This is a genomic window from Streptomyces katrae, assembly GCF_002028425.1.
In the GTDB taxonomy this organism is placed as follows: domain Bacteria; phylum Actinomycetota; class Actinomycetes; order Streptomycetales; family Streptomycetaceae; genus Streptomyces; species Streptomyces katrae_A.
Window position 1 is genome coordinate 1484775 of the sequence record NZ_CP020042.1, and the last position, 12502, is coordinate 1497276.

The following is a 12502-nucleotide window of genomic DNA, read 5'->3' on the forward strand; positions in this document are numbered from 1 at the left end:
CGGGCGGGGAAGAGCGGGTGCGGGCGGGCCTCAGACGAGGGAGGCGTAGAGCCCGGGGCGGCGGTCGCGCAGGTACGGGTTGGTTTCGCGCGAGGCCCGGAGCAGCTCGGGGTCGACCTCGCCCTGGACCATCTCCTCGCCGCGGCCGGCGCGGGTGCGGGTGGCCCCGTCCGGGCCGGCGAGGCAGCTGAGGCCGACGAACTCGAACTCGCCCTCGGGGCCGGTCCGGTTGACGTACGCGATGTACATCTGGTTCTCGAAGGCCCGGACGGGGACCAGCTGTTCGGCGACGAACTGGAACGGGTGCATCTGCGCGGTCGGGACCAGGAGGAGGTCGGTCCCGGCGAGCGCGTGGGCTCGTACGTTCTCGGGGAACTCCACGTCGTAGCAGATCATGATGCCGACGCGGAGGCCGTTGAGGTCCGCCTGGACGACGGGGGTGTCGCCGGGGGTGAAGGCCTCCTGCTCGAAGCAGCCGAACAGGTGGGTCTTGCGGTAGTTCGCCAGCCGGGCCCCGTCGGGGCCGATGAGCTGGGCCGAGTTGTAGACCGTGTCGCCGTCGCGCTCGGGGTAGCCGTAGAGGACGGCGATCCCGTGGCGCCGGGCGATGCCCCCGATGGCGTGGGCCGATTCGCCGTCGGCCGGCTCGGCCAGGCCCGCGATGTCCCCGACCTCCAGCGCGTAGCCGGTCAGGTACATCTCCGAGGTCACGAGGAGCCCGGCCCCGCCCTGTGCGGCGCGCGCCGCGGCCTCGTCGAGCCGCTTCAGGTTCTCGGCGCTGTCGCCGAGCCGTCCGGAGCTCTGGAGGAGTGCGGTGCGCAGCGGGGGCATGGGCGTACCTCTGTGACAGGTGGGGTGGGGGTCGTAAAACGGTACGTTCGGGCGTTCGACCGGGACAAGCCGTCAGCGTTGCGTCGGCCTCATCGATTCGTTGCGCTTTCCACCGCTTCCGCGGCGAATCGTTGCGCGGGGGTCCTGGGGGCGCCGGAGCCCGCCCGTAAATCCGCTGCTCCCGGGGGCTGCGGGGGCATACCCTTCCGCCGTCGCCCCTGTCCCGTGCCGCCGCGCGGGGAGGCCGAGGGCGGCCGTCACCGAGGAAGGACCCCGCACCGCATGTCCCCCGAGAACCCCGCCGCCCCGTTGGACAACCCGGTCTGGGCCGCGCTGACGGGCCCGCACCGCGCTTTCGCCGAGTACTCCGGGCGCGGGGCCGCCCGCTACCTGCCGGCGGCGAACCCGTTCGCGGCCGTCGCCGACCCGGCCGATCCGGCCGCCTGGGCGGACCTGGCGGCACTGGTGGGCCCGGGCCGGGAGGTGTGGCTGACCGGTCTGCCGACGCCGCCGGCCGGCTGGGAGACGGTGCGGTGCATCCCGGGCGTGCAGCTGGACGGGTCCGCGGTACGGGCCGAGGCCGCGCCGGAGGCGGTGCGGCTGGGGCCGGCCGACGTGGCCGAGATGACGGCGCTGGTGGAGCTGACCGAGCCGGGCCCCTTCCTGCCGCGCACCGTCGAGCTGGGCACGTACCTGGGGATCCGCCGTGAGGGCCGGCTGGTGGCGATGGCCGGGGAGCGGATGCGGCCGCCGGGCTGGACGGAGATCAGCGCGGTGTGCACCCACCCGGACCACCGCGGCCGGGGGCTGGCCGGACTGCTGATCCGTGCGGTGGCCGCGGGGATCCGGGAGCGCGGGGACGTCCCGTTCCTGCACGCGGCCGCGGAAAACATCCCGGCGATCCGGCTGTACGAGTCGATGGGCTTCGTGCTCCGCCGGGAGCCGGTCTTCATCGGGCTGCGCACGCCCGCGGCCCCCGCGATCCGGCCGTAGCCCGGTCTACGTCCCACGGTTTAACACGCGGTTCATTGAGTGCCGCCCGGGCCTCCCGTAGCGTCGGCGCAGACGGGGGCCCGGGCGGGCACCGGCCGGCCGAAGCGATGAACACGCAGATCAGCGGCCGGCCGGCGGTCCGCCCGGCTTCCGTCCCCGTGTGCCCTCAGCCGGTGGGCCGGCCCCTCCGCGGGGATACGACGGATACGGCGACGCCCCCGCCGGGGGCGGGGGCGCGGACGCTACGCGGGTGCTCCCGAGGTGAAGCGGCGCAGCAGGGGCGACAGGACGAGGACGGACTTGGTCCGCTCCACGAAGGGCTCGCCCGCGATGCGTTCCAGGACCCGCTCGAAGTGGCGCATGTCGGAGGCGAAGACCTGGACGAGGGCGTCCGCGTCGCCGGTGACGGTCGACGCGGACACCACCTCGGGGTACCGCTCCAGCCCCCGCCGGATGTCGTCCGGGGAGGTGTTGTGGCGACAGTAGATCTCGATGAAGCCCTCGGTCTCCCAGCCCATGGCCGCCGGGTCCACGCGGACGGTGAACCCGGTGATGGCGCCTTCGGCGCGCAGCCGGTCCACGCGCCGCTTGACGGCGGGGGCGGAGAGGCCGACCTCGGAGCCGATGTCGGCGTAGGAGCGGCGGGCGTCCTCGGCGAGGGCGTGCACGATACGTTCGTCGAGATCGTTCAGTCGCACTGCGGATGGATCACTTCTCTGCTGTGGCCACTTCTTCTTCCGTGGCCAGACGGGAGCGGCGGATGCCGTACAGGAAGTAGAACACGAGGCCCACGATCATCCAGCCACCGAAGACCATCCAGGTGGCGGCATCGAGCTCGAACATCATGTAGCCGCAGGCGATGGCGCCCAGGATGGGCGTGACCGGGAAGAGCGCCACCTTGAAGGTGCGCGGCATGTCGGGCTTGGTGCGGCGCAGGATGATCACGGCGACGTTGACCAGGCCGAAGGCGAAGAGGGTGCCGATGCTGGTGGCGTCGGCGAGCTTGCCCAGCGGGATGAAGGCCGCGAGGACGCCGCAGAAGAGGGACACGATGACCACGTTGGCGCGGGGGGCGCCGGTCTTCTCGTCGACCTTGGCGAAGACCTTGGGGACGAGGCCGTCGCGGGACATCGCGAAGAGGATGCGGGTCTGGCCGTAGAGGACGGCGAAGACGACGGAGAAGATCGCGACGATGGCGCCGGCGGCGAGGACGACGCCCCAGACGCTGGTGCCGGTGACGTCGGTCATGATCTGGGCGAGCGCGGCCTCGGTGCCCGCGAAGTCCTTCCACGGCATGGCGCCGACGGCGACGAAGGCGACGAGGACGTAGAGGACGGTGACGACGGCCAGCGACAGCATGATCGCGCGCGGCAGGTCCTTCTTCGGGTCCTTGGCCTCCTCGCCCGCGGTGGAGGCTGCGTCGAAGCCGATGTAGGAGAAGAAGAGCGTGGAGGCGCCGGCGGCGATGCCGCTCATGCCCAGGGGGGCGAGCGGGGTGTAGTTGCCGGCCTTGATGCCCATGACGCCGATGCCGATGAAGAGCAGCAGGGTGACGATCTTCACCGCGACCATGATCGAGTTGACGGTGGCGCTCTCCTTGGCGCCGCGCATCAGGAAGACCATGGAGAGCAGGACGACGACCAGGGCCGGCAGGTTGATGTACCCGCCGTCGCCCAGCGGCGCGGAGACCGACCCCGGGATGGTGACGCCTATGGTCCCGTCGAGGAACTCGTTGAGGTACTGGCCCCAGCCGACGGCCACGGCCGCGACGGAGACGGCGTACTCCAGGACCAGGCACCAGCCGCAGATCCAGGCGATGAGCTCGCCCATGGTGGCGTACGCGTAGGAGTACGAGGAGCCGGAGACCGGGACGGAGCCGGCCAGCTCGGCGTAGGAGAGGGCCGAGAACAGGGCGGTCAGGCCCGCGAGGACGAAGGAGATCGTCACGGCGGGGCCGGCCTTGGGGGCGGCGGTGCCGAGGACGACGAAGATGCCGGTGCCCAGGGTGGCGCCGATGCTGATCATGGTCAGCTGCCACATGGTGAGCGAGCGGCGCAGCGAGCCGCCCTCGCCCTGCCCGCCCTCGGAGACGAGCCGCTCGACCGGCTTGCGCCGCATGAGCGGGTTCACGGGCTTGCGCGTCTCCTGGGAGAGCGGGGGTGCCTGGCCCTGATCGAGCACGAGGGGACTCCTTTGACACTGCGGGATGGGGACGGTTCGGGCGTCGACCGCAGCGGTCCGGAGCAGTTGACAGACGGATGGGAGCCCGTCTGGGCATGGGGGGACCGCCGAGCAGGCGGTCCGCGCCACTCCACGTACAGGGGGTGAGCCTACGAGCTGAGTGATACCGCCCGTAATGCACCATCCTTGCACATTGGCGCACGATCGTTGCGCGGATCTGTCCTGGATGGTCCTTTGTTGCACGCGGATGTTCGATCAATGCGCGGACTCCCCTGATCGCCGTTCTTGACAGCCCGTCAGAATTGTCGCAGCGTGCCGCCATGGACGCAGACGGCACGGCCACGGCCTGGCTCGATCCGGGCCCCTTCCTGCGCGGGATCGCCTGGCTGGACCGGGACCGGCCGGTCCGGGCCGACCCGGCCGACACCGAGCGGCTGCCCTGGGACACCGGCGAGCGGGCCACCCTGCCGATCGGGGTCCGGCTGGAGTTCACGGCCCACGGGGCGCGGGCGGTGGAGATCCACTACCGGGCCGCCGTCCCCGGCCCCACGGACGCCCTGCGCGACCTCGCCCACGGCTTCTGCCTGTGGGACCGCCACGGGCTGGTCCACGAGGTCTTCACCGACCCCGCCGCAGAGGCCGTCGTACGCGTCCCCCTGCCCGGCGGGCCCGGGCCCTTCACCGTCCACCCGCCCGAGGCGCAGTCCCCGCGGGTCCTGGGGGTGCGCGGGGTCGGCGGGACCCTCGCCCCGGCCCCGCCCGCCCCGCGGTGGGTGGTGCACGGGGACTCGATCACCGAGGGCTGGTGGTCCACCCGCCCCGCCCACGGCTGGCCCGCCGTCGCCGGGCGGGCGCTCGGCTGGGACACCGTGAACCTCGGGTACGCGGGCGCCGCGCGCGGGGAGCTGGCCACCGCCGAGCAGCTGGCGGCCCTCCCCGCCGACGTCCTCACCCTCGCCTTCGGCACGAACTGCTGGACCCGCGTCCCCTACACGCCCGCCCTGCTGTACGAGACCACCCGCGTCTTCCTCGACCTGATCCGCCAGGGCCACCCCCGGACCCCGCTGCTGCTGCTCTCCCCCGTGCTGCGCCCGGACGCCGAACGCACCCCGAACCGGCTCGGCGCCACCCTGGGCGCCCTGCGCGACGCCATGGAACGGGCCGCCCGCGACCGGATCGCCGCCGGGGACGGACGCCTGGCCCTGCTGCCGGGCCGGGACCTGCTGGGGCCCGAACACCTCGCCGACGGGCTGCACCCCAACGACGCCGGACACCGGATCCTCGGCCTCGCTGTGGTCACGGCCCTGCGGCGGGCCGGGTTCGACGGCGGGTGAGTGAAACACGCCATACCGCCCCCGGTGAACGCCGCGCTCCCCCGGGGCCGTGTTCCGCACGAGTTGACGGGTCCGGCGGCGGACGAGCCCCCGGACCCGGCGGAAACACACACGGGAGAGATCACCATGGGCATCAAGCGCGGAACCACCCTGGCCGCGGTCGCGGTCGTCGTCGCTCTGGCCGCGACCGCCTGCAACGGGGACGCCAAGGCCGACAAGGCCGACGCGGCCAAGCCGGCCGGGGCCGCCGCCGCCGCTCCCGCCGCCGACCCCTACGCCGGCGACAAGCCCGCCGGGGACACCGGGGCCAAGCCCGCGGGCGCGCTCGCCGTCTCCACCACCGACAAGCTCGGGCCGGTGCTCACCGACAGCGCCGGGTTCACCCTGTACCGCTTCGACAAGGACACCGCGAAGCCCCCGGCCTCCCACTGCGACGGGGACTGCGCCAAGGCCTGGCCGGCAGTCCCGGCGGGCGACGCGACCGCCGCGGCGGGCATGGACCCCGCCGTGCTGGGCGAGGTGGTCCGGGGGGACGGCAGCAAGCAGCTGACCGTGGCCGGCTGGCCCGCGTACCGCTTCGCCAAGGACACCAAGCCCGGCGACCTGAACGGGCAGGGCGTCGGCGGCACCTGGTTCGCCCTCGCGCCGGACGGCAAGAAGGCGGCCAAGGCGGCGGCCCCCGCTCCGGCCGGGGCACCGGGCCAGGCGGCCGGCGCGCTGACGGTGGCCAAGGACCCCCGGCTCGGCGAACACGTCGTCGACGGCAACGGCATGACCGTCTACCGCTTCAAGCCCGACACCGCCTGGCCGATGGTCTCCAAGTGCACCGGAGACTGCCTCGCCAAGTGGCCGGTCGTCGCCCCGGCGGCGCGGGGCGAGGGGATCGCCGAGAAGAACTACCTGGTCCTCGACCGCCCCGACGGCAAGAAGCAGCAGACCGTCAACTGCTGGCCCGTCTACACCTTCACCGGCGACAAGGCGCCCGGCGAGGCCAACGGCCAGGGCGTGGGCGGCACCTGGTACGCCGTCGCCCCCGACGGCAAGCTCATCGGCGCCCAGTAGCCCCGGAGTTCCACCGGAGTCCCGGTCCCCCCGCACACCGGCCGCACGGCCCCCGCCCTCCTCCCCCCCGGGCGGGGGCCGTGCCTAGACTCGGCCCATGCTGCGCGTACTGGCCGTCGACGACGAGAAGCCCCTGCTCGAGGAACTCCTCTACCTGCTGCGCTCCGACGACCGGGTGCTCAGTGCGGAGGGGGCCTCGGACGCCACCGAAGCGCTGCGCCGGATCACCCGGGCGGTGGAGAGCGGGCCCGACGGGCCCGACGCCATCGACGTGGTGTTCCTGGACATCCAGATGGCCGGGCTGACCGGGCTGGACGTCGCCCGGCTGCTGGCCGGGTTCGCGCGGCCACCGCTGATCGTGTTCGTCACCGCGCACGAGGGCTTCGCCGTCCAGGCCTTCGACCTCAAGGCGGTGGACTACCTGCTCAAGCCCGTGCGTCCCGAGCGGCTGGCGGAGGCCGTCCGGCGGGCCCGTGCCCTGCTCGGCGGCCCCGAGGAGACGGCGCCGCCCGCTGCGGCCGTCCCGGAACAGCGCAGGCCCGCTCCCGAGGAAGGCGCCGCCGACCGGGCGCCCGAGCAGATCGCCGTCGAACTGGGCGGGGTCACCCGGTTCGTGGCCATCGCGGACATCGCGTACGTGGAGGCCCAGGGCGACTACGCGCGGCTGCACACCGACGGGGGCAGCCACCTGGTGCGCATCCCGCTGTCGACGCTGGAGGAACGCTGGGCGGCCCGGGGTTTCGTCCGCATCCACCGGCGGCATCTGGTGGCGCTGAGCCGGATAGACGAACTGCGCGTCGACGCGGGCACCACCAGCGTCCGCGTCGGCCCGGCCGAACTCCAGGTGAGCCGGCGCCACGCCCGCCAGCTCCGCGACCTCCTGATGCGCCAGGCGACGGGCTGACCCGTCCGCCCCGCCCCCGTGCGCCCTCCCGTGCCACCGGCTCACGCCTCCGTGCCCGGACGACCGTCCGGCGTACCAAGACGCCGTTCGTCGCTCGGGGAGGGGCGTACGGCGATCCACCGGGCCCGTCGGCCGCAGCGGCGGGGCGTTCGGGCCCGCCGCCCCCGGGGCCGCCGTATCGTGGATCTTCCGGCCCCGGGAGGAGCGAAATGTCCGAGATCGAGGCGCTGCTTGACGCGCTGACCGGACTGCCCCGCACCCGGGCCGCCGGCCCCGCGGAGGCCGAGGCACTGCTGGCCCGCCTGCGCAGCGCCGCCGCCCGCTGGGCCGACGTGCTGTACGAGGCCCGGGAGGGCACCCGCGAGCAGCTGCCGGCGAGCGCGGAGGCGGCCCTGACGCTGGCCTTCCGCCGGGCCGAAGAGTCGTACGTGGAACTGGAGATCGCCCTCCGCGACTGCGCGGAACACCGCGACCCGGCCCTCTGACCCGCCCGCGCCACGGCGGCCGCAGCCCGGCGGGGGGCAGGGCGCACCCACCCCGGGTCAAGGGCCGGAACGCGCCTGTTCCGGGGCCCGGGGGCTGCGTAGACTCCCATGATCCCCTCCCCCGCCCGTCGAAGGACCCCCGTGAACCAGACGTACGCGCTGACCGCGGTCACCGTCGTCGTGCTGGCCACGGTGCTCGTCGGCGCGCTCGGGCTGCGGATATCGCGGACCACCTCCGACTTCTACGTCGCCTCCCGCACCGTGGGCCCCCGGCTCAACGCGGCCGCCATCGGCGGGGAGTACCTGTCCGCCGCCTCCTTCCTCGGGGTCGCCGGGCTGGTGCTGCTCCAGGGCCCGGAGATGCTCTGGTACCCCGTCGGGTACACCGCCGGGTACCTCGTCCTGCTGGTGTTCGTCGCGGCCCCGCTGCGCCGCTCCGGGGCGTACACGCTGCCGGACTTCGCCGAGGACCGGCTCCAGTCCCAGGGGGTGCGGCGCATCGCGGTGCTGTTCGTGCTCGGCGTCGGCTGGCTGTACCTGCTGCCGCAGCTCCAGGGGGCGGGGCTGACCCTGGAGGTGCTGACCGGGGCGCCGCCCTGGGCGGGCGGTCTGGTCGTCGCCTGCGTGGTCACGGCGGCGGTCGCGGCGGGCGGGATGCGCAGCATCACCTTCGTGCAGGCCTTCCAGTACTGGCTCAAGCTCACCGCCCTGCTGGTGCCCGCCTTCTTCCTGGTCGCCGCCTGGGCGGGCGACGGCGCGCCCCGCGCCTCCTTCGACGCCCCGGCCGTCTTCCGCGAGCACACCGCCGTCACCCTCGGGGAGGACGTCCGGCTGTCGGTGCGCGAGCCGCTGGCCCTGGAGGTGACGGGCCGGGTGGACGGGCGCGCCTACCGGGACGCCCCGCTGACGCTGGAGCCCGGCCGGCACTCCGTCCAGGCCCGCACCCGGCTGGAGTTCGCCGCCGGCTCGGCCGTCCCCGACTCCCCCGCCGGGGCCGTCCGGGACACCCCGGGCTGGTCGAAGCCGCTGTCCGGCGGGGAGCGGGAGCACCGGCTGTACGCCACCTACGGGCTGATCCTGGCCACCTTCCTCGGCACCATGGGCCTGCCGCACGTCGCCGTCCGCTTCTACACCAGCCCCGACGGGCGGGCCGCCCGCCGCACCACCCTGGTCGTGCTCGGCCTGCTCGGGGTGTTCTACCTGCTGCCGCAGGTGTACGGGGCCCTGGGCCGGATCTACGCGCCCGAGCTGGCGCTGACCGGGGACGCCGACGCGGTGGTGCTGGTGCTGCCGGAGCGGATGCTCGGCGGGCTGCTCGGCGACCTGCTGGGGGCGCTGCTGGCCGGGGGCGCCTTCGCGGCGTTCCTGTCGACGGCCTCGGGGCTGACCATGGCGGTGGCCGGGGTGCTGCACCAGGACGTGCTCCCCCGGCGGGGGGTGGGCAGTTTCCGGTTCGCGGTCGTGGTGGCGATGGCGGTGCCGCTGGCGGGCGGGTTCGTGACCACCCAGGTGCCGGTCGCGGACGCGGTCGGGCTGGCCTTCGCGGTGTCGGCGTCCTCCTTCTGTCCGTTGCTGGTGCTGGGCATCTGGTGGCGGGGGCTGACCCCGCCCGGCGCGGTGGCGGGCCTGCTCACCGGTGGCGGGGCGGCGCTGGGCGCGGTGGTGGCCACCCGCAGCGGGCTGGTCCCGCGGGGGTGGGCGCACGCGCTGCTGGCCTGGCCGGCGGTGTGGTCCGTGCCGCTGGGGTTCCTGACGATGGTGTCGGTGTCGCTGGCCACCCGGTCCCGGGTCCCGGCCGCGGTGGGGGCGGCACTGGCGCGGCTCCACCTCCCGGAGGACGTGGCCGGGGCCCGGCGGTCCGGCGGGGGTGCCTGGTGACCGCGGCCGCGCAGGCGGTGCTGGCCGCGGCTGGGGCGGTGCTGCTCGTGGGCCTGGGCTGGGCGGGCGGCCGGTGGCAGGCCGGGCGTCGCGGGGAGCGGGCGGCCGGGCCGGGACTGGGGACCCCGGTGGAGCGGGCGACGTTCCACACCCTGTACACCGCCTCGCTGGCCGCTCCCCCGCTGCGCGCCGGGCTGACCCAGGACGCCGCCCGCAAGGCGGCGCGGCGGCTGCGTTCGCTGCTGGGCACGGAGGCGCTGTGCCTGACGGACCGGGAGGCGGTGCTGGCCTGGGACGGGCCGGGCGCCGACCACCACCAGCGGCGGGCGATGGCCCGGGTGGCGGTGATGCTGGAGTCGGGGCGCAGCCAGAGCGTGCGCACGGAGTGCCCGCGGCCGGACTGCCCGCTGAAGTGGGCGGTGTTCGCCCCGCTGACCGGTGAGGACGGGGTGCTGGGCGCGCTGGTCGCGTACGGGTCGCGGGAGTCGGCGGTACTGGTGCGGGCGGCGACGGAGGTGGCGCGCTGGGTCTCCGTCCAGCTGGAGCTGTCGGAGCTGGACCGGGCGCGGACCCGGCTGATGGAGGCGGAGATCAAGGCGTTGCGGGCGCAGATCTCCCCGCACTTCATCTTCAACTCCCTCGCGGCGATCGCCTCGTTCGTGCGGACCGATCCGGAGCGGGCGCGCGAGCTGCTGCTGGAGTTCGCGGACTTCACCCGCTACTCCTTCCGCCGGCACGGGGAGTTCACCACCCTGGCCGAGGAGCTGCGGTCCATCGAGCGGTATCTGGCGCTGGCCGGGGCCCGGTTCGGGGACCGGCTGAAGGTGACGTTGCAGGTGGCGCCGGAGGTGCTGCCGGTGGCGCTGCCGTTCCTGTGTCTGCAGCCGCTGGTGGAGAACGCCGTCAAGCACGGGGTGGAGGACTCCGCCGGGGAGTGCCGGATCACGATCGCGGCCCGGGACGCGGGCGCGGAGGCGGTGCTGACGATCGAGGACAACGGCGTGGGCATGGATCCGGCCCGGCTGCGCCGGATCCTGGCCGGGGACCGGGCGGGTTCCTCGTCGGGGATCGGGCTGCCGAACGTGGACGAGCGGATGCGGCAGGTGTACGGGGACGACTACGGGCTGGTGGTAGAGACGGGTGTGGGCGCGGGTATGAAGGTCACGGTCCGGATCCCCAAGTACCGGGCGGGGGTGCACACGACGACGCCCCGCCCCCCGGCCGGTCCGGCGGGGGGCGGGGCGTCGGGCGGAGCCCGGGAGGACTAGCTCCAGCTGGCGTGCAGCGGCTTGCCCTCGGCGTAGCCGGCGGCGGACTGGATGCCGACGACGGCCTTCTCCTCGAACTCGGCGAGGGAGCCCGCGCCCGCGTAGGTGCAGGAGGAGCGGACACCGGCGATGATCGAGTCGATCAGGTCCTCGACGCCCGGACGGGCCGGGTCGAGGAACATGCGGGAGGTGGAGATGCCCTCCTCGAACAGCGCCTTGCGGGCGCGGTCGTAGGCGGACTCCTCCGAGGTGCGGTTGCGCACGGCGCGGGCGGAGGCCATGCCGAAGGACTCCTTGTACAGGCGGCCGTCGGCGGCCTGCTGGAGGTCGCCCGGGGACTCGTACGTGCCGGCGAACCAGGAGCCGATCATGACGTTGGAGGCGCCGGCCGCGAGGGCCATGGCCACGTCGCGCGGGTGGCGGACGCCGCCGTCGGCCCAGACGTGCTTGCCGTACTTCTTCGCCTCGGCGGCGCACTCCAGGACCGCGGAGAACTGCGGGCGGCCCACGCCGGTCATCATGCGGGTGGTGCACATGGCACCGGGGCCCACGCCGACCTTGATGATGTCGGCGCCGGCGTCGATGAGGTCCTTGACGCCCTCGGCGGCGACGATGTTGCCGGCCACGATCGGGACCTGCGGGTCCAGCGCGCGGACGGCCTTGATCGCGTTGATCATCGACTCCTGGTGGCCGTGGGCCGTGTCGATGACGAGGGTGTCCACGCCGGCGTCGAGGAGCTGCTTGGCCTTGCCCACGAAGTCGCCGTTGATGCCGATGGCGGCGGCGATGCGCAGCTTGCCGCCGGCGTCGGTGGCCGGGGTGTACAGGGTCGCGCGCAGGGCGCCCTTGCGGGTCAGGATGCCGACCAGCCTGCCGTCCTTGTCGACGGCCGGGGCCAGCTTGCGGTGGCCGGCGTCGAGCTGGTTGAAGGCCTCGCGGGGGTCGATGTCGGCGTCGATGAGCAGGAGCTCCTTCGACATGACCTCGGAGAGCTGGGTGAAGCGGTCCACGCCGGTGAGGTCGTGGTCGGTGACCACGCCGACGGGGCGGTGGTCGGCGTCCACGACGACGCCCGCGCCGTGGGCGCGCTTGGGCAGCAGGGACAGCGCGTCGGCGACGGTCTGGGTGGGCGCCAGCGTGATCGGGGTGTCGAGCACGAGGTGGCGGGTCTTGACCCAGGAGATGACGTCGGTGACGACCTCGATCGGGATGTCCTGCGGGATGACGACGATTCCACCGCGGCGGGCGACGGTCTCGGCCATGCGCCGGCCGGCGATCGCGGTCATGTTGGCGACCACGAGCGGAATGGTGGTGCCGGTGCCGTCGGGCGAGGCCAGGTCCACGCCCTGGCGGGAGCCGACCGCGGAGCGGCTCGGCACCATGAACACATCGTCGTACGTCAGGTCGTACGGCGGCTTCAGGTCATTGAGGAAACGCACGTGCTGAACATCCCAGTCGATCGGAGGTACCTCGACAGAAGGCAGCCGAGGAAACGCACGTACTTCATTCTCCCACGGCCCGGGGTTCATGCCGCCCGGGCCGATCGTCCAGGACATTCCGGGCCGG

11 protein-coding genes are annotated in these 12502 nt (G+C 74.0%); 7 read left to right on the plus strand and 4 right to left on the minus strand.

Features of this window, described 5'->3' with window-relative positions:
* Positions 1 to 30: 30 nt before the first annotated feature.
* Positions 31 to 831 carry a carbon-nitrogen hydrolase family protein gene (locus tag B4U46_RS06705; RefSeq protein WP_079424911.1) on the minus strand — a complete coding sequence of 267 codons (801 nt, stop codon included), beginning with the start codon at positions 829 to 831 and terminating at the stop codon, positions 31 to 33.
* A gap of 282 nt (positions 832 to 1113) precedes the next feature.
* Between B4U46_RS06705 and B4U46_RS06710 the strand changes: the two genes are divergently transcribed.
* The gene (locus B4U46_RS06710; protein WP_079424912.1) at positions 1114 to 1824 is read left to right on the plus strand and encodes a GNAT family N-acetyltransferase; all 711 of its coding nucleotides are present in this window, start codon (positions 1114 to 1116) and stop codon (positions 1822 to 1824) included.
* 242 nt (positions 1825 to 2066) lie between these two features.
* Here B4U46_RS06710 and B4U46_RS06715 read toward each other — a convergent pair whose 3' ends face one another.
* Complete coding sequence (locus B4U46_RS06715) at positions 2067 to 2522, minus strand: Lrp/AsnC family transcriptional regulator (protein WP_007262967.1); 456 nt, start codon at positions 2520 to 2522, stop codon at positions 2067 to 2069.
* Positions 2523 to 2532: 10 nt separating this feature from the next.
* Complete coding sequence (locus B4U46_RS06720) at positions 2533 to 4005, minus strand: amino acid permease (RefSeq protein ID WP_079424914.1); 1473 nt, start codon at positions 4003 to 4005, stop codon at positions 2533 to 2535.
* A gap of 320 nt (positions 4006 to 4325) precedes the next feature.
* On the opposite strand from B4U46_RS06720, the gene B4U46_RS06725 reads away from it, so the two are divergent.
* The 6 genes from B4U46_RS06725 (at position 4326) to B4U46_RS06750 (ending at position 10936) form a co-directional block, all read left to right on the plus strand.
* A complete protein-coding gene (locus tag B4U46_RS06725) occupies positions 4326 to 5339 on the plus strand; it encodes a GDSL-type esterase/lipase family protein (RefSeq protein WP_079424916.1) in 1014 nt (337 codons plus the stop codon).
* A gap of 126 nt (positions 5340 to 5465) precedes the next feature.
* A complete protein-coding gene (locus B4U46_RS06730; RefSeq protein ID WP_079424917.1) occupies positions 5466 to 6401 on the plus strand; it encodes an SCO0930 family lipoprotein in 936 nt (311 codons plus the stop codon).
* Between the two features lie 97 nt (positions 6402 to 6498).
* Positions 6499 to 7305, plus strand: coding sequence for a LytR/AlgR family response regulator transcription factor (locus B4U46_RS06735; RefSeq protein ID WP_079424920.1), 807 nt, complete (start codon positions 6499 to 6501; stop codon positions 7303 to 7305).
* Between the two features lie 209 nt (positions 7306 to 7514).
* Positions 7515 to 7790 (plus strand): hypothetical protein, encoded by a 276-nt coding sequence (locus B4U46_RS06740; protein ID WP_079424921.1) that lies wholly within the window; start codon positions 7515 to 7517, stop codon positions 7788 to 7790.
* 141 nt (positions 7791 to 7931) lie between these two features.
* A complete protein-coding gene (locus B4U46_RS06745; protein WP_079424923.1) occupies positions 7932 to 9668 on the plus strand; it encodes a cation acetate symporter in 1737 nt (578 codons plus the stop codon).
* Positions 9665 to 10936: a sensor histidine kinase gene (locus tag B4U46_RS06750; RefSeq protein ID WP_079424925.1), complete on the plus strand. Its 1272-nt coding sequence runs from the start codon at positions 9665 to 9667 to the stop codon at positions 10934 to 10936. The genes B4U46_RS06745 and B4U46_RS06750 overlap by 4 nt, the downstream gene beginning before the upstream one ends.
* Here B4U46_RS06750 and B4U46_RS06755 read toward each other — a convergent pair.
* Positions 10933 to 12396 carry a GuaB1 family IMP dehydrogenase-related protein gene (locus B4U46_RS06755; protein WP_079431603.1) on the minus strand — a complete coding sequence of 488 codons (1464 nt, stop codon included), beginning with the start codon at positions 12394 to 12396 and terminating at the stop codon, positions 10933 to 10935. The two genes, B4U46_RS06750 and B4U46_RS06755, sit on opposite strands and share 4 nt — an antisense overlap.
* Positions 12397 to 12502: the final 106 nt, after the last annotated feature.